15 protein-coding genes and 2 pseudogenes are annotated in these 17,219 nt (G+C 66.7%); 11 read left to right on the forward strand and 6 right to left on the reverse strand.

The annotated features are described in order from the left end of the window. Positions 1 to 94 precede the first annotated feature (94 nt). Together D579_RS0100820 and D579_RS0100825 are read left to right on the forward strand one after the other, a co-directional pair. A complete protein-coding gene (locus tag D579_RS0100820) occupies positions 95 to 1,627 on the forward strand; it encodes an AAA family ATPase (RefSeq protein WP_018950797.1) in 1,533 nt (510 codons plus the stop codon). Positions 1,628 to 1,761: 134 nt separating this feature from the next. Further along, positions 1,762 to 2,223, forward strand: coding sequence for a glycine zipper 2TM domain-containing protein (locus D579_RS0100825; protein ID WP_018950798.1), 462 nt, complete (start codon positions 1,762 to 1,764; stop codon positions 2,221 to 2,223). Between the two features lie 21 nt (positions 2,224 to 2,244). Here the strand turns inward: D579_RS0100825 and D579_RS0100830 are convergent, their stop codons facing one another. Next, positions 2,245 to 3,609: a diguanylate cyclase gene (locus tag D579_RS0100830; protein ID WP_018950799.1), complete on the reverse strand. Its 1,365-nt coding sequence runs from the start codon at positions 3,607 to 3,609 to the stop codon at positions 2,245 to 2,247. 242 nt (positions 3,610 to 3,851) lie between these two features. Between D579_RS0100830 and D579_RS0100835 the strand changes: the two genes are divergently transcribed. Then, positions 3,852 to 4,340, forward strand: a complete 489-nt coding sequence (locus D579_RS0100835) for a PleD family two-component system response regulator (protein ID WP_018144221.1) — start codon at positions 3,852 to 3,854, stop codon at positions 4,338 to 4,340. 24 nt (positions 4,341 to 4,364) lie between these two features. Here D579_RS0100835 and D579_RS0100840 read toward each other — a convergent pair whose 3' ends face one another. From D579_RS0100840 to amrB, 4 genes are all read right to left on the reverse strand, one after another. Further along, a complete protein-coding gene (locus tag D579_RS0100840; RefSeq protein WP_018950800.1) occupies positions 4,365 to 5,375 on the reverse strand; it encodes an adenosine deaminase in 1,011 nt (336 codons plus the stop codon). Between the two features lie 76 nt (positions 5,376 to 5,451). Next, complete coding sequence (locus D579_RS0100845) at positions 5,452 to 6,066, reverse strand: rhomboid family intramembrane serine protease (RefSeq protein WP_018175744.1); 615 nt, start codon at positions 6,064 to 6,066, stop codon at positions 5,452 to 5,454. Next, positions 6,056 to 6,634 carry an AmmeMemoRadiSam system protein A gene (gene amrA, locus D579_RS0100850; RefSeq protein WP_018950801.1) on the reverse strand — a complete coding sequence of 193 codons (579 nt, stop codon included), beginning with the start codon at positions 6,632 to 6,634 and terminating at the stop codon, positions 6,056 to 6,058. The genes D579_RS0100845 and amrA overlap by 11 nt, the downstream gene beginning before the upstream one ends. After that, a complete protein-coding gene (gene amrB / locus D579_RS0100855) occupies positions 6,631 to 7,431 on the reverse strand; it encodes an AmmeMemoRadiSam system protein B (protein ID WP_018950802.1) in 801 nt (266 codons plus the stop codon). Before amrB ends, amrA begins: the two co-directional genes overlap by 4 nt. 88 nt (positions 7,432 to 7,519) lie before the next feature. On the opposite strand from amrB, the gene amrS reads away from it, so the two are divergent. The 8 genes and pseudogenes from amrS to D579_RS0100895 all read left to right on the forward strand — a co-directional run bounded on the left by amrS (position 7,520) and on the right by D579_RS0100895 (position 16,376). After that, positions 7,520 to 8,665 carry an AmmeMemoRadiSam system radical SAM enzyme gene (amrS, locus tag D579_RS0100860; RefSeq protein ID WP_018950803.1) on the forward strand — a complete coding sequence of 382 codons (1,146 nt, stop codon included), beginning with the start codon at positions 7,520 to 7,522 and terminating at the stop codon, positions 8,663 to 8,665. Between the two features lie 35 nt (positions 8,666 to 8,700). After that, positions 8,701 to 9,024 (forward strand): annotated as a pseudogene (locus tag D579_RS14100) (Hsp20/alpha crystallin family protein); the annotation flags it as partial. Positions 9,025 to 9,312: 288 nt separating this feature from the next. Beyond that, positions 9,313 to 9,495, forward strand: a pseudogene (locus tag D579_RS14105) (Hsp20/alpha crystallin family protein); the annotation flags it as partial. A gap of 79 nt (positions 9,496 to 9,574) precedes the next feature. Further along, positions 9,575 to 10,606: a DUF2235 domain-containing protein gene (locus D579_RS0100870; RefSeq protein ID WP_018950805.1), complete on the forward strand. Its 1,032-nt coding sequence runs from the start codon at positions 9,575 to 9,577 to the stop codon at positions 10,604 to 10,606. Between the two features lie 82 nt (positions 10,607 to 10,688). Continuing rightward, positions 10,689 to 11,069, forward strand: a complete 381-nt coding sequence (locus D579_RS0100875; protein ID WP_018950806.1) for a DUF2237 family protein — start codon at positions 10,689 to 10,691, stop codon at positions 11,067 to 11,069. Between the two features lie 156 nt (positions 11,070 to 11,225). Then, on the forward strand, positions 11,226 to 13,550 hold the full coding sequence (locus D579_RS0100885; RefSeq protein ID WP_018938101.1) for an HDOD domain-containing protein: 2,325 nt from the start codon (positions 11,226 to 11,228) through the stop codon (positions 13,548 to 13,550). Positions 13,551 to 13,775: 225 nt separating this feature from the next. Further along, positions 13,776 to 15,023, forward strand: a complete 1,248-nt coding sequence (locus D579_RS0100890) for an HD domain-containing phosphohydrolase (protein ID WP_051074759.1) — start codon at positions 13,776 to 13,778, stop codon at positions 15,021 to 15,023. Positions 15,024 to 15,098: 75 nt separating this feature from the next. Further along, positions 15,099 to 16,376 (forward strand): EAL domain-containing protein, encoded by a 1,278-nt coding sequence (locus tag D579_RS0100895; RefSeq protein WP_018950808.1) that lies wholly within the window; start codon positions 15,099 to 15,101, stop codon positions 16,374 to 16,376. A 178-nt stretch (positions 16,377 to 16,554) separates the two neighbouring features. Here D579_RS0100895 and D579_RS0100900 read toward each other — a convergent pair whose 3' ends face one another. Next, on the reverse strand, positions 16,555 to 17,145 hold the full coding sequence (locus D579_RS0100900) for a CPBP family intramembrane glutamic endopeptidase (RefSeq protein ID WP_018950809.1): 591 nt from the start codon (positions 17,143 to 17,145) through the stop codon (positions 16,555 to 16,557). Positions 17,146 to 17,219: the final 74 nt, after the last annotated feature.

The raw sequence follows: 17,219 nt of genomic DNA on the forward strand, positions 1-17,219 counted from the left end.
AGTAGCGGATGCGCAATCCCAAGGTTCGGTGGCAGGTCGCATCGGCGCCGCGGATCGGTACACTCGGCTCAGGTACCCGGGGAGGAGACGCGCATTGAGCAAGAAGCTGGAGAATCAGACGGCACACAAGATCCTGCGCGGGCTCAAGTCGCACTATCCGGTGTTCTACCTTCTCGGCTGGGACGAAGATCGCATGGAGCGGCTGCTGCGTTCGGTCGCACGTTCGTTCTACGGCGAAGACGGCCACCTGGAAGTCTGGTCGGCGAGTCACGGATTTGGCGAGCACGACGACCCGAATGCCCCGACGACGGACCCGGTAGCTGCAGTGGCGCGGGTGGCGGCCGGCGAGACGGATGCCCCGCGCATGGTCCTGCTGAAGGATCTGCCCATGTGGTTCGATGACAACCCGGCGCTGGTGCGCGGAGTGCGCGACCTGTACTACCAGCTGAAGAAGGGACGCAACGTGGTGTTCCTCAGCTGCCCGTTGCTGAAGCTGCCGGAGATCCTGAAAAAGGAGGTCTTCCTGGTCGAGGTGGAGCTGCCGTCCGAGGCCGAGGTGCTGGAGCAGCTCGAACACACCCGCGGCGCCGAGGCGGTCCCGCGCGAGCAGTTGTTCCGGGTGGCGGCGGGAATGCGCGGCCTGTCGCTCAACGAGGTCGGGCACCTGAGTGCGCGGCTGTTCCGCGGCAAGCCGCTGCCCGAGGCCGACATGCTGGCCGAGATCCAGGAGGAGAAGGGCCAGATCCTGCGCAAGGAGAGCTGCCTCGAGTTCTATCCGCCACAGCACTCGCTGGAGGATATCGGCGGTCTGGAGAACCTCAAGGAATGGGTGCGCACGCGCGCCGACCTGTTCACCGAGAAGGCCTGGAACGACAACGTCCCGCTGCCGGCCGGGGTGCTGTTCATGGGGGTGAGCGGCTGCGGCAAGAGCATGGCCGCCAAGGCCATCGCCACCGCCTGGGGCTTGCCGCTGGTGCGGCTGGACATGAGCCTGGTGCTGTCCGGCAGTTTCGGTACGCCGGAATACGCCTTTGCCCGGGCCACCCGGATCGCCGAGGAGATCGCGCCGATGGTGCTGTGGGTCGACGAGCTGGAGAACGCCTTCGGTTTCGATAGTCACGCCGCGGGCAGTGCCGGCAATGTAAACATCTTCTCCAGCTTTCTCACCTGGCTGCAGGAGAAGTCGCCCCGGGTGTTCGTGGCGGCGACCGCGAACCGCATCCAGCAGCTCCCGGCCGAGCTGATGCGCAAGGGGCGCTTTGACCAGCTGTTCTTCCTCGACCTGCCGAATGTGGATGAGCGCAAGGAGATCCTGCGCATCCACGTCGAGCGTCACGGCGGCAACCTGGAGGACTTCAACCTGAACTACATGGCGGCCAGCACCGAGGACTGGAGCGGGGCCGAGATCGAGCAGGCGGTGAAGTCGGCGCGGATCGACGCCTACCAGGAGGGGCGGGTGTTCAACCAGCGCGACGTGATCCGCAACGTGATCAACACGGTACCGCTGTCGCGGACCATGGTGGAGCAGATCCGCGAGATCAAGAGCTGGGTCTTCCAGCGCGCGATCAATGCGTCGAAGCCGGAGCCGAAGGGCGCCGCGTCCGGCCCGCCGAAGCCGCCCGGCTGACCGCCCGGCCTGGTTTTCCGGGCGCCGGAGCGTGGGCCCCGGGTGGCCTATACTCCGGTCAGGGGGACGCCAGAGCCGGTACGGGTCCCGGTCCCCCACGGGTTCGGATACGGGTCGCCGGTGGAGGAATGCTCATGTGGCGCAATGTTTCTTTCGTGATTGTCCTGGCGGCGGTCCTGGGTCTCGGCGGCTGTGCGACCTATCAGGGGTCGCAGGAACAGGCCGGGATGGTGATCGGCGGCGTGCTGGGGGGCGTGCTTGGCTCGCAGGTCGGCTCCGGGCGTGGCCGGACCGCGGCGATCATCGCCGGCACCCTCGCGGGCGCGGCGATCGGTGGCTCGGTGGGCCAGTCCATGGACGAGGTCGACCGGTTGAAGACGGCCCAGACCCTGGAGAGTGTGCGGACGGGTGTGCCCTCGCGGTGGGTCAATCCCGACAGCGGCAACCAGTACACCGTGGTGCCGACGCGGACCTACGAGACCACCGCCGGCCCGTGCCGCGAATACACCATCGACGCGGTGGTCGGAGGTCAGACCGAGCAGGTGTACGGGACCGCCTGTCGGCAGCCGGACGGCAGCTGGCGTATCCAGGGCTGAGTGGCGGGCCTGGTCCGCGTCTCAGACAGACGGTTCCGGGGTCGGTTGCCCCAGCCCGGGCGAGTCGTCGGCGGCGTGGGCGTCCTGGAAGTCGGATTCGGCTCCAGCATCCAGGGTGCGCGAGACGACGCAGTCACGCCCCTCGCTCTTCGCCTGGTAGACGGCCTGGTCGGCGACCCGGAAGAGGTCGTTCATGTCGATCTCGCGACCGCAGGGACGACTGGTCACGCCGAAGCTGGCGGTAATGGTCAGTCCGGCGGGCTTGAGTTCGCGCAGTTGCTGGCGCAGCTCCTCGGCACGGGTATGGGCATCGAACAGGTCGCACTCGGGCAGGACCAGCAGGAATTCCTCGCCGCCGAAGCGCAGGGCGACATCGGCCTCGCGCCCGGTGGTACGTAGCAACTCGCCCACGCCAACCAGGACCTCGTCGCCTACCAGGTGGCCGTGGCTGTCGTTGATCTGCTTGAAATGGTCGATATCCAGCAGGATCAGGCTGAGGGCCATGTCCTTCTGGTTGGCTTCGGTGAAGAAGCGTACGGCGCATTCGGCCAGGACATTACGATTGCGCAGGCCGGTGAGGGGATCGATCATCGCCATGTCGTAGAGTTTCTGGCGCTGGCTCTGGACTTCCTCGAGCAGGCGCTTGTTCGCCAGGAGGTTGCCGATGCGGGCGCGGACCTCGTCTTCCAGCACCGGCTTGGTCACGAAGTCGTTGACCCCCAGGCGGAAGAGCTCGGCGCGTCGGTTCGGGTCGTCGAGGCCGGACATCGCGACGATCGGCAGGCTGGTCTTGTCGGGGAAGCGGTGGCGCAGGCGGCTGACCAACCCCATGCCGCTGATGTCGCCCTCGACCAGGATATCGCTCAGGACCAGATCCCAGGTGCCCTCGTCGAAGGCAGTCAGGGCGGCGGAGGCGCTGCGAAAGTGCGCTACTTCGAGACCCATGCCCTCGAGGATGCGAGTCATCACCCGGGCGACGGTGGGGCTGTCCTCGACATACAGCACATGCCCCTCGTGGGCGTGTTCCACCGGCCGGCCGTAGCGTGCGGCCTGGTGGAACAGGTCACGGATGTTGGTCTTGTCGTGGAGATCGGTGGCGCCGGCCTCGAAGGCCGCGCGGCGTATGTCGTGGTCCTGCTTGGTGGTCAGCAGGATCAGCGGCAGATCATGGCCGGCGGGTTTGGCGCGTGCCTGGCGGCAGAACTCGATCCCGCTCATGTCGGGCAGGGTAATGGAGGCGCAGACCAGCTCGAGGTCGTTTTCCTCGATGCGGGCGAGGCCCTCCGCACCACTTGCGGCCATGATCGGCTTGTGGCCGGCGGCCAGGACCAGACGGCTCCATAGCGCCCGGAACACACGGGAGTGGTCGACGACCAGGATCTTCATGGCCGGCCGTCCATTGGGCGGTCTCGCCGGGGCGCGGTCGTGACCGGCGGTCGGAGCGTGTCTGCCGTCATGCTGGGTCCTGACTCCATTCAGTGATCCGCAGGCAAATCCGGATAATGCGCGTCTTCGCGCCGGGCTTCAAACGGGCCGTCAAGGCGCGCTGGACAGGGCGTGCGGGCACGGGAACAATGCGGTCATCTGGCGTGCGACAAAACACTACGGCCAGGGGAAAGGAGTCCGGCATGAGCTACATGCAGCGAATGGGGAGTCTGCTGCGGTTCGGCAAGGCCGGCGAGCGGCGTACAAAGGCACGCCAGGAGGCCGCTCGCGGGCTGCGGGTGCTGGTGGTGGATGATTCGCGCACGGTGGTCGCGCTGCTCACCAGCATGCTCAAGCAGAACGAGCTGGAGCCGATTGGCGTCGGCGATGCCGAGGAGGCGCTGGCTTTGGCGCGCGAGAATCCACCGGACCTGATCTTCCTGGATATCCTCCTGCCCGGGATGACCGGGTTTGCCATGCTGCGTCAACTGCGCCGGGACCCCGCCACCGCGAAGGTGCCGGTGATCATGATCAGCGGCAACGAGGACGCGGTCGAGCAGTTCTTCCTCGATCGCATCGGCTCCGACGACTTCATGAAGAAACCCTTCGGCCGCGGAGAGGTGTTCACCCGCATCGAGCGCCTGGTGGCGAAGGGGCGTCTTCCGGCCCGCCCGACGCGCTTCTCCGGATAGGAATCCCGGACCCGCACTCGCGTTTCAGGCGGCGTGCCGGGCCCGCCAGTCGCCGATCTCGTCGTGCAGGCGCTGTTTTTCGCTGGCTTCCAGGAACGCGGCGTCGACGGCGTTGCGTGCCAGTTTTTCCAGGTCATCCAGGTCCAGCTGCAGGGCCGCGGCCGTGGCGCGAAAGTTTTCCCCCACGTAGCCGCCGAAATAGGCCGGGTCATCCGAGCTGATGGTGACGCACAGCCCCGCGTCCATCAGGCGCTTCAGGTTGTGTTGTTCCAGGCGCTCGAACACGCACAGCTTGATGTTGGACAGCGGGCAGACGGTCAGCGGGATCTGCTCCCGCGCCAGGCGCTGCATCAGGTCGGGGTCCTGCTCGGCCTGGACGCCGTGGTCGATGCGCGCGACCTTGAGCAGGTCCAGTGCCTGCCAGATGTAGTCCGGTGGTCCCTCCTCGCCGGCATGCGCGACGGCGGGGAATCCCTCGGCCCGCGCGCGCTCGAACACGGCCTGGAATTTCTCCGGCGGGTTGCCCAATTCGGCCGAGTCCAGCCCGACTGCGTGGATGTGCTCGCGCCAGGGCAGGGCGGTCTCCAGGGTCTCCATCGCGGCCTCGGCGCTCAGGTGGCGCAGGAAACAGAGAATCAGGCGGCTGGTGATGCCGAGTTCCCGTTCGCCGTCGGCCAGCGCGCGGTGGATGCCGTCGATGACCGTGGCGAAGGGCACGCCGCGTTCGGTGTGGGTCTGCGGGTCGAAGAAGATCTCGGTGTGGCGGACGTGGTCGTCCCGGCAGCGTTCGAGGTACGCCCAGGTCAGATCGTAGAAATCCTGCTCGGTTAGCAGGACGCAAGCGCCCGCGTAGTAGATATCGAGGAAGGATTGCAGGTCGTGAAACTGGTAGGCGGCCCGAACCTCCTCGACCGAGGCATACGGGAGATCGACATCGTTGCGCTCGGCCAGGGCGAACATCAGCTCGGGTTCCAGGGAGCCCTCGATGTGCAGGTGCAGCTCGACCTTTGGGAGCGTGGCGATGGCGTCTTGCATGGCGGGATCCTGCGGTGTCGGGGAGGAAAGTGCGCAGAGGCTAGAACTGCCCGGGGCGTGCGACAAGTAACCGGGGTCACCCGAGGGGCGAGAGCAGTTCCTGGAAGAACCGCGCCAGCAGGCCGGGTTCCAGCCACAGCATGAAGGCGATGCCCCAGGCGCCGCCCCACAGGTGGGCGCTGTGGTTGATGTTGTCGCGATTCTGGCGCTGGGCATAGAGCGAATAGCCGACATAGAGCGCCGCAAACACGATGGCCGGGACCGGGATAAAGAACACGAACAACAGCGACCACGGCTGCAGCAGGATGTAGGCGAACAGCACCGCGGAGACCGCGCCGGAAGCGCCCAGCGAGCGGTAGCCCGGGTCACGCAGATGGCGCAGGTGGCTGGGCAGGCTGGCGAGGACGATGGCGGCCAGATAGAACAGCACGAAGCCGCCCATGCCGATCGCGGGCACCAGCACGCGTTCCATGGCCATGCCGAAGAAAAACAGCGTGATCATGTTGAACGCGAGATGGGTGCCATCGGCATGGATGAAACCGTGGGTCACCAGGCGCCAGTATTCGCCGCGCTGCACCGATGGCGGGTGATGGATCATTGCCTGCAACCAGCGCGGGTTCTGCCATGCGAGCAGGGAGACCGCGACGGTGGCGACGATCAGGTACAGCGTCACACTCGGTTCAAAGTTCACCGGCAACCTCCAGGGACCCGTAGCGCCAGGCCTGCAGGCCGTCGGGCCAGCTGCCCGGCGCCAGCCCGGCCTTTTGCAGCAGGGCATCGAGGAAGGTCTCGGGGTCGGGCAGTTGTTCCCAGACCGCAGGGAGGAAGGTGGCGCGGCGCGCTCCGGCCTGAAGGACCAGGCCGTCCCGGCCCGGTTGTAGCTGAGCCAGCAGGCCCTTGCGCTGCGCGGCCTCCATGGGTCGCGAAGCGGTCAGCAACGTGACCGAATAGGCGAGACCGGCCAGTTCCGACGTGCGCAGCGGCGGAAAGCGCGGGTCATTGAGCGCCGCCGCGCGAGCGTTGTGCAGGACGTCCGCAGCCAGGGGCCGGTGGGCCTCCAGCGTGCCGATGCAGCCGCGCAGGGTTTCCCCTTGCTTCAGGGTGACGAAGCTGGCGCCGGGATCGGGTAGCGGGTCGGGCTCCTGTTCCAGTGCAATGGGGCGGGCGGGGGCATGGTGCGCGGCCCGCCGGATGGCATCCGCGGCCAGTTGCAGCAGGCGCTCGCGCGCCGGCGCGGGCAGGTCGATGGCGTGCGTCATTGCAGCATCCAGGCGCCGTAGCCGACCACCTGGTCGCGCGGGCCGGCGGTGTCGCCGGAGTTGCGCTGGTCCAGTGTGGTGATGGTGAGACCGCGCTGTCGCGCGAGCCGCAACAAGCCCGCCAGCGGCCGGCAGCCGCAGGCCTGTTCCGGCCCCAGCGCGTGTTCGTCCAGCTGTTCGATGGCACGGGTGGTGGCCGTGTCCAGGCGGCACGCGGTGGCATAGTCGTGAAAGTGGGAGAGATCCGAACTCACGACGATCAGGGTCTCCGGGCCGCCCCACAGCCGTTCGAGCACGCTCGCGACCTGCTCGGACGAGGCATCCCCGACCACCAGCGGGACGAGTTCGAATGTCCCCAGTGCCACCTGCAGGAACGGCAGGTGGGCCTCCAGGCTGTGTTCCGGTCCGTGGGCGATGTCCAGTAACTGGACGCCGGGCAGGTCCGCGATGGCTTCCAGGGCTTCGTGGTCCACGGGGAGGTCTCCCAGCGGGCTGCGGTAGGCCGTTGCCGTAGTGGTCGCGATGCCGCGGAAGGGCACGCGATGCGACGGACCCAAGAGGATGACGCGCTGGATCTTCCCCGCCAGGGGGCGGATGTGCGCATAGACCGAGGCCGCCACCGGGCCGGAGTACGGGTAGCCGGCATGCGGCGCGATCAGGGCCTTGGGCGGCGCCGCGTCCGCTACGAGTGGGACGGCATCGAGCAAGCGGGTGACCGTGGCGCGCAGCTCCTCGGGATCGGCAGGGTAGAACTGGCCCGCGATGGCGGGCTCGCGGATGCGGGGCTGTGCCGTCATTGGGGGGGGGCTCCATCAAACATTATGTTGTTGAATATTGGGATTGTGTCCTCATATTCAAGACCATGAATCACGGTCTGGACTGGATATGAACGACATCCCCGAACACGACGCATTCACCGTCGCCACGCGCTACTGGCATGCCCTGGAGGATGGCCGCGTACAGTGCGATCTGTGCCCGCGCTACTGCAAGCTGAAGCCCGGACAGCGCGGCGCATGCTTTGTGCGCGCCAATCTCGACGATGCCGTGGTGCTGACCAGCTATGGGCGTTCCTCCGGCTACTGCGTGGATCCGATCGAGAAGAAGCCGCTCAATCACTTCCTCCCGGGCAGTCCGGTGCTGTCGTTCGGCACGGCCGGTTGCAACCTGGCCTGCAAGTTCTGCCAGAACTGGGACATCAGCAAGTCGCGCGAGATCGACACGCTGGCCGATCGCGCCGATCCCGAGACCATTGCACGTGCCGCCGAGGCGCTGGACTGTCGCGCGGTGGCCTTTACCTACAACGACCCGGTGATCTTCCACGAGTACGCCATCGACGTGGCGGCGGCCTGCCGCGCGCGGGATATCCGCACGGTGGCCGTGACGGCCGGTTACATCACCGAGCAGGCGCGCGGCGAATTCTTTGCCGCCATGGATGCGGCGAACGTGGACCTGAAGGCATTTACCGAGCGCTTCTATCACAAACTGACCGGGGCCCATCTGCAGCCGGTACTCGACACCCTGGAATGGCTGGTGCACGAGACCGATACCTGGGTCGAGATCACCACGCTGCTGATCCCGGGAGAGAACGACAGCGATGTGGAGATCACCTCCATGGCGCAATGGGTCCGGGAGCATCTGGGGCCGGATGTGCCGCTGCATTTCACCGCCTTCCATCCGGATTTCAAGATGACCGAACACCCGCGCACGCCGATCGAGACGCTACAGCGGGCGCGGCGCATCGCTCGCGAGCAGGGTCTGCATCACGTGTACACCGGCAATGTGCATGACACGGAGGGCCAGAGCACCTGGTGCGCGGGGTGCGGGCAACGCGTGATTGGCCGCGACGGGTATGAGCTGTCGGGCTGGAACCTGACCGCCGATGGCTGTTGCAACGCCTGCGGGGCATCGGTGCCCGGGGTGTTCGAGGCGCGCCCCGGCAACTGGGGCGCCCGGCGTCAGCCGGTGCGGCTAGCCGATTTTCGGGGGGCTGATTCGCAGGGCTTGAAAAGGCCCTCTCCGCGACCTAGTTAACTCGGTAGACAGGATCTGCAACGGAGGTGATCACCATGGACCTGCAAAAGCTCAAGCCGTGGAACTGGTTCAAGCGCGAGGAGACCGCGAGTCCGGAGGTCGTGCCGGCTCGGCGCGAGGGCGCCGACCCCTTGATGCGCATGCACCGCGAGATGGACCGGATGTTCGAGGACTTCTTTGGCTCGGCCCTCGGGATGCGCGGGGGTGATGCCGCCGCCTCGCTGCTGCTCAAGCCCAGTGTGGATATCGCGGAGAGCCGCAAGGCCTACCGGATCACGGTGGAGGTGCCGGGGATCGACGAGGACGCGATCGACCTGACGGTGGATGGCGACGACCTGATCATCTCCGGCGAGAAGCGCTAGGGAAACACTGATTCATGTACACGCTCGCGTTGGCACCCCAGGTTTTCCGAGACAAGGCGCGTCGTGCAACAGGTAGTGGTTCTACCTGTAAGCGGCGCAACGCAGGATCGGGGAACCTGGGGTACCAACCCCGAAGGGGCTCGGCCGCTTTTGCGCGCGCACAGCGTTGCGGTTCCCTTGTGCAGAATGACTGCACGGCAGTCACCGCGCCTTGTTCGCACGCAAAAGCGACTCGAGCGCGAGCGTGTACATGAATCAGTGTTTCCCTAGGAGACCGAGGAAGATGACGCGGGCTATCATCGTGTGGAGCGGGCCTACGGACAGTTTCGCCGTATCCTCAGCCTGCCCGGGGACGCCGATATCGATGCCATCCAGGCGCGGTTCAAGAACGGTGTTCTGAAGATCGATATCCCCCGGCGCAAGGATGACGCCCGGCCGGGCGTGCGCCGGATCGAGATCGGCTCCTGAGGGGGGGCATCACACGGCGGCCTGCCGTGCGCTGAATGATCGCCGGGACCGCCCGACGACAAGGATGTGAGACCAGCGAATGACACGACGGATCGTGATCTGTGCGGACGGAACCTGGAATCGCCCGGAGGAGGACATCGAGTCGGACGTGCCGACCAATGTCCTGCGCCTGGCGCGGGCCATTGCGCCCGTCGATGCCATGGGCGACCCGCAGCAGGTCTACTACGACTGGGGCGTGGGGGCGTACTACGCAAAGATCTCGGGTGGTGTGACCGGACGTGGCATCCACAAGAACATCCAGGATGCCTATCGCTACATCGTGCAGAACTACGCCCCCGGCAGCGAGATATTCCTGTTCGGTTTCAGCCGCGGGGCGTACACCGTTCGCAGCCTGTGCGGCTTGATCAACAACTGCGGGGTCCTGAAGCGCCCGGATGCACGGTTGATCGAGCAGGCCTTTCGGCACTACAAGAACACCGGCGCCAGCCATGCGCCCGAGGGCGAAGCCTCGCGTACCTTTCGCGCGAAACATGCACATCCCTCGCGGGAGATCCGCTTTGTTGGCGTCTGGGATACGGTCGGCGCGTTGGGAATCCCGTTCTCTTTGCTGGGAATGTTCGATCGTACGGACGAGTTCTACGACACCAAGCTGGGGCCCAACGTGCGCATCGCCCGCCAAGCCATGGCGATCGACGAGACACGAGCCGACTTTGGGCCCACCCTGTGGGATCCGCGCCCGGGGCTGGATCTGAAGCAGCTGTGGTTCAGTGGCGTGCATGCCGACGTGGGCGGCGGCTACGCCCCGGATGCCGAGGGGCGTCTCGCGTCAGAGGCCCCGTTGGCGTGGATGATCGAGCAAGCCCGGATGGCCGGACTGCAAGTGGAGGGGTATCTGCCGGATAACCTGCGCCCCGACCCGCTGGCGTCGCTGCACCGCTCGCGGCGGCACATCTATCGCCTGCGACGGCGCTATCGGCGTCCGTTGTACCAGTCGGGTCACCCGACCGAGGTGCATCCAAGTGCCCTGGAACGCTACCGGCAGGATGTCGACTATCAGCCCGAGAACCTGCGCGCGTTTCTGGACGAATGGGGCTGGCCGGACGCCGACTGAATTCCCCCGGATGGAGTAAACGCTCGCGTTGGGAGGCCGGGTCTCCGTTATCCTGTAGGAATAGCAGACGGAGATTCCCTCAATGCAGCCATTTCCCTCGAAGAACGTGTTTGGCGGGGCCCTGGAGCCCTGCAGTCGCGGGCCGGTCACCGGGTTTTATCGCGACGGCCGTTGTGCCACCGGCTACGACGACCAGGGCATGCATACCGTGTGCGCCGACCTCACCCGCGAGTTTCTCGATTTCTCCCTGGCACGGGGGAATGATCTGATCACGCCAGTTCCGGAATTCGGCTTCCCCGGCCTGGAGGCAGGGGATCGCTGGTGCCTGTGCGCCGCGCGCTGGCTGGAGGCCTACCGGGCGGGGGCGGCGCCCGGGGTCTTCCTGCGCGCGACGCACGAGGAGACCCTGGCGGTGATCCCGCTGGACATCCTCAAGGAACACGCGCGCGACCCAGCTGATTGAGATGGAGGCCCTCCTCGGAGGGTCGGTAGGGGGCCGGGGTGGGCCCCGCTGAAATTACAAGGAGAAGACGGATGGATCCGTACATGGTGGGGCTGACAATCGCTCGGGTCGATAACGTGGACATGGGGAATCGGGGGGTGGCCGATGGTTGACCGCATGGCCGTGCCCGAGATCGAACGCTTCCGGATCACGCGGACGCTGGGTACGAGTGCCCGCGACGGGCTCTATGTCGCGCACGACCCGCTGCTGGATCGGCAGGTCGCGATTCGAACGCTGACCAACGTCGCGGCGGACGCTTCGACCCGCCAGGCATTGCTTGAAGACGCCCGCCGGTTAAGCCGCTTTCGGCACCCGAACATCGCTCCAATCTTCGAGGCGGGGGACTACGCCGACGGCGTCTACCTGGTGTTCGAGTACGTCGAGGGCGAGACCCTGGAGCAGATCCTGGCGCGCGGACCCTTGCCGATCGATCGCGCCCTGGCCCTGATGCGCGAGCTGCTGGATGCGGCAGCGGCGGCGCACGAGCAGGGCATCCTGCACGGGGCCCTGCAGCCGGCGAACGTGACCGTGAACCCCGAGGGACATGCGCGCATCACCGGGCTGGGCATGGCGCTGCCCGACGTGGCCGCGCGTGGCGAGAGCCACCTGCCGGATACACCCTACTACCTGGCGCCGGAACGGCTGGCGAATGAGGCCGCGACCGAAGGGTCCGACGTGTTCTCCCTGGGGGCCTTGTTCTTCGAGATGCTGACAGGCGAGCGCGCGTTTGCCGGTGATAGCCCCGCGGCGATCCGGCAGGCGATGCAGGCGGGGGCGCTGGAGCCACCCTCCGGTCGCACCGGCAATGGCGACGAACGCTTCGACGCCCTGGTACTCCGGGCCACCCGCCCGGATCCCGCCGAACGTTTCGCATCGGCCCGCGAGTTTCGCGAGGCGCTGGTGGTGGCCGTCGAGGGCGAAGGCCAGACGGGCGACGGATCGCAGGACTTCATCCTGCGGCGGATCCGACGCAAGCCTGATTTCCCCGGCATCTCCAGCCACATCCGCGAGATTACCCAGTGTTCCGACGACACGATGAAGCGCTCGGTGGCCGAGCTGTCGAATGCCGTGCTGAAGGACTACGCCACCACGCAGAAGCTGCTTCGGCTGGCGAATTCACCCTTTTACAGCAACTTTGGCGGCAATATCCGCACCGTTTCGCGCGCGATCGTGCTGCTGGGCTTCGAGCAGGTGCGCACGGCGGCGCTCGGGCTGGTGCTGTTCGAGAACCTCAAGGGCGGGCGTCATTCCGGACGCCTGATGGAGGCGCTGGTCGGCACCCTGTTCAGCGCCATGCTGGCGCGTGATCTGGCGGAGCAGGTCGGCGGGGTGGAGAGCGAGCGGGCGTTCGTCTGCGCGCTGTTCCACGATATTGGTCGCATGCTGGTGTTGTACTACCTGCCGGAGGAGGCGGACGAAATCCGCATTCGTGTGGGTCAGGGTACGGGTGAGGGCAGTGCCGCCCGCCAGGTCCTGGGGATCTCCTACGAGGCCCTGGCGCGCAGCGTGCTGGAGGACTGGAACTTCCCGCGCGAGATCGTTACGTCGGTGGAACGGGCTCCCTCGGGCACGCTGCCGGCCGCGCGGGATGCCGACCAGCGCCTGCATCGCATCGTCACCCTGGCGTCGGAGATGGGGCAATGCATTACCCAGGCGGATCGTGACCAGCAGGGCGCTCTGCTGACCGATCTGCGCAGGCGCTACGAACGTGCCCTGGGCGTGGATGCCCGCGGCATGCAGCGGGCCATCAAGTCCGGGCGCGAGCATATGGATCACTTCCTGACGGTGGTCAAGCTGCCGCCGGAGGGCCGCGAGCCGTTGAACCGGCTGAAGGCGAATCTGGGTGTGCAGATCGATGACAGCGACGCGGCGGATATCGAAGCCGCGGACGGGGGCGGCGAAGCGGCGGCAGCCGCAACCGCCGATCCCGCCGCCCAGGCCGCGGCACTGATGGAGACCCTCACCGACATGCTGGACAGCATGGTGGGCGAATTCGAGCTGAACACATTGATGCAGACAACGCTCGAGACCCTGTACCAGACACTCGGTCTGCGGCGGGTAATGCTGATGCTCGCCGATCGCGAGCATCGGGTGCTGGTGGCGCATACCGCCTTCGGAAAGGATGCCGAGACGCTGTCCGGACGGCTGCGACTCGCGCTCGCGGGCAAGGGCGACATCCTGTCGCTGGCCCTGGAACAGAAGAAGGACCTGGTCATCACCGACAGCCACGAGGCCTCGATCAGTCGCTATATCCCCGACGAGTTTCGCCAGGCCCTGGATGCGCGCAGTTTTCTCCTGCTGCCGCTGGCGGTGCGCGATCGTTGTATCGGGCTGCTGTATCTGGAATTGCCGGCCGGCGCAGCCGTGGAACCGACGGTCTTGCGGGCCCTGAAGGCCGTTCGCAATCAGATGGCTCTGGCCATTCGGCAGGCGCGCGATTGACGCCGCCCCCACCCGCGGACGCGCGCGGGTGGGGGCGGTCTGCACAGTGTAGATCGCTCCCCCTCAGTCCGCCCGGATGGGGCCGCCGGATGCCGGCTTTTGCGAACGACTAACGGATTCTGCACTCAATCGCTGTTGCCCCTCGATAAGTGGCGCTAAGGTGGAGATGATGCAAAGCTGGTCGAACATTATGGCGGCCAGATGCGACAGTTGGACAACAGTGGTATGCCCTGGGGACTGTTACAGCAGGAGATCCCGGTTTCGGATCTGCAGGTTGGTATGTACGTCAGCCGGCTCGATCGTCCGTGGCTGGAGACGCCCTATCTGGTCGAGGGGGTGCGGATTCGCTCGCAGGACGATATCGACGAGCTCGCTCGCCATTGTGTGCATGTGTTCGTTGATCTGGAGAAGAGCGCGCCGGCGTCGCTGAGCCGGCTGCCATCGGCCGCGGCGTCCACGCGGACTGCCGTGACGGCCTCGAGCCCGGCCGAGGCCGCCCAGTTCCGAGGCATGACGGTGTATCGCGATCACTGCTCGGTGGAGCAGGAGCTCCCGGCGGCCAAGGAGGCTCAGGCGATTGCCGGGCGTGTGCTGGAGCAGATCCGTGCCGGCATGGAGCGCAAACCCGGGGTGCGTCTGGCGGCGGCCCGCGAGGCGTCCGAGGCGTTGCGCGAGAGCGTGGAACGCAACCCGGATGCCCTGCTGCTGCTGGCCAGGCTGAGCCACTCGGACGATGTGCTGTACGCCCACTCGCTCAATGTCGCGATCCATCTTCTGGCGCTGGGCCGGCACATGGGGCTGGATCGAGCCGAGTTGTCGATCCTCGGGCTGGGTGGTCTGCTGATGGACATCGGCAAGATGCAGATGCCGCGGACGCTCCTGGGGCGCCGCACGCGGCTGTCCCCGGATCAGCGGCGCGAGATTCAGCGCCACGTGGAATATGGCGAGGCGATCCTGCAGCGCTCCCACGGGATCCCGGAGGGCGTGCGCGACATTGTCGCCCAGCACCACGAACGCGAGGACGGGCGTGGCTACCCACGGGGTCTGGTAGCCAACCAGATCTGCGCCTATGCGCGCATGGCGGCTATCGTGGATTCCTACGAGGAGATGCTGACGGAGGGCGGCCTGGCCGGGACCCCCTTCGAGGCCCTGAAGGAACTGCGGGAGAACGCGCGCTGGGGGCTGAATTCGGCGCTCGTGGATCAGTTCACCCACTGCGTGGGGCTGTTTCCCGTGGGCAGCCTGGTGGAGCTGGATAACGGCGAGGTCGCGATCGTGCTGAGTCACCGCCGTACGCAGCGCTTCATGCCCCGGGTGATGCGCATCCTCGATCCGTCCCATATGCCGTATCCCGACCCGTGGGAGCTGGATCTGGGGTCGCACGCGCCGGAGTCCGAGGGGGCGCGGCGGCAGATCCTGCGCGACCTTCCGGCGGGTGCCTACGGGGTCGATCCGGCGCGCTATTATCTTTGAGTAGGTGCGCATTCCGTACATGGGATCCGCATCTACTGATTTCGCCGCATGGGCGTAGCCGCCGGAACTCTGCCGATGTCGAAGCTGTTGGATTATCAAGAGTTTCTCCGTGCCCTGGATGGGGTTTCCCCGTGCCCGCAGGAGGCCGGGGCGCAAGCAGCCGTGACCGTCATCGAACTGGAGGGGCTAAGGGACGTGGACGCGGCCCTGGGGTATGCCGCGGGAGACGAGCTGATCCGGAACGCGGGTCAGGCGCTGGCCCGCGCCCTGGCGGACGGCCTGGTCGGTATCACTGGACGCCATCAGATCACCTGTGTGCAGCCGGCCGTGGCCGGGAGTGGGTTCGCCGAGCTGGCGGCCCACAAGATGCTGCGGGTGTTGAGTGAACCGTTTGCCTGTGGCGAGCGGCAGGTGCTGCTTTGGCCGCGTGCCGGGCTGGCTCTGGCGGGCCCCCGGATGGCTGCCCCGCAGGAGTTGCTGGCTCACGCCTATGCTGCAGTTCGGCAGGCGCGGCGGGCTCGGGCGCGCCTGCGCCTGTATGCCCCGGAGGCGGCGGCAACCATGCTGGAGGGCGTGGATCTGTGGTCCCAGCTGGGGCAGGCCATCGAGGAGGGAAGCCTGCACCTCGAGTATCAGCCACAGGTCGCGCTGGCATCGGGCTGCGTGCAATCGGTGGAAGCCCTGTTGCGCTGGGATCACCCGCAGTATGGCTCGATCCGTCCGGACACCATGGTGCGGGCGGCGGAGGGAACGGACCTGATGCCCCGGCTGACGCACTGGGTCTTCAACACGGCCCTGCGCCAGTGTGCCGAGTATCGCCAGGCCGGACTGGACGCGGGGATCTCGGTGAACTTTTCCGCCGATGACCTGCAGGAACGGGAGGTGGTGGATCTGGTGGCCCAGTCACTGGAGGTCTGGCAGGTGCCGGCGGAGAGCGTCACGGTGGAGCTGACCGAAACCGCGATGATGGAGAGCCACGACGCCGAGGCGCGTGCGGCCCTGCACGGAATGAAGGACCTGGGCTTGCGGGTGTCCATGGATGACTTCGGTATTGGCTATTCGTCGATGGAGCGGCTGCTGCGCATGCCGCTCGACGAGCTCAAGATCGACATGACCTTTGTCCACGAACTGGTGTCCAGCCGGCCGCACCAGCGCATCGTGGAATCCATGATCGGGCTCGGCCAGAAGATGGGCCTGAGCGTGGTGGCCGAGGGCGTGGAAGATCAGGAAACCCTCGACCGCCTGCGCGCTCTGGGCTGTGATCTGGTGCAGGGTTTTTATCTCGGGCGGCCGGCGCGCCTGGCGCAATTCATGGAACAGACGCGCGCGGGCCGTGACCCGGGCGCGTGCTGATCGCGCCCAACCTGTCCTCGTTGCGGCGCGCCAGTGCACCGATCCCGCAGTCTGGAAGCATGACGCGTGTTCCCGGGGCAGGCAGTCGGTGACGTCGACCCCCCGCCCGTGGATGGTCATCCAGCAGTGGCAAGGCGGGGTTTGGCGGGCCCGTTCCCCCTGGATAATTGCTGGACGATCATGCGCCGCCCCTGCCGGCATCGCGGGAACGCAAGTACCAGTGGATGACGATCCAGTCGTACAGGGCATGGGCGACGATCACCACCAGCAGATTGCCGGTCAGGTGATAGAGCACCCCGAGGTAGAGCCCGATGACGGTGGCGAACACAAAGTACAGGCGGCTGATCGAATGGGCGAGTCCAAACACGATCGCCGCGGCGACGATCGCCCACTCGGGTGACCAGCGTTCGGTCAGCCAGCCCTGCAGCACGCCGCGCACCAGGAGCTCCTCGCCCACGCCGGCGAGGATGGCGATCAGCAGCACGGCGCCAGGCAGGGCGTGGCGAAAGAGTTGGTGCACGAAATCGCGCACCTGGTCGGCCAGTGCGCGGTAGGGTTCCCAGCCGCTGATCGCGAGCGTGCCGAGCAGCATCAGCATGGGCAACACGGCAAGGATGCCCAGCGCGGCGGCCTCCAGGCTCCAGTCGATTCGCTCGTCGAGCGGGATGCCGGCCACCCGGGCCAGGATCAGGGCGAGCGGGATCAGCGCGGCCTGAAAGGCCAGCCCGGCCAGCAGCGGGTGTCGCGCGACCGCTTGACGGAGGCTCATGGGTGTTGGGCCGGGGCGTGTGGACTCATCCGCGAGAGGATGCCCGATTCCGGGGGTGGTTGTCCCGAACGGAA

It is taken from the genome of Thioalkalivibrio sp. AKL12 (assembly GCF_000377925.1).
In the GTDB taxonomy this organism is placed as follows: Bacteria; Pseudomonadota; Gammaproteobacteria; order Ectothiorhodospirales; family Ectothiorhodospiraceae; genus Thioalkalivibrio; species Thioalkalivibrio versutus.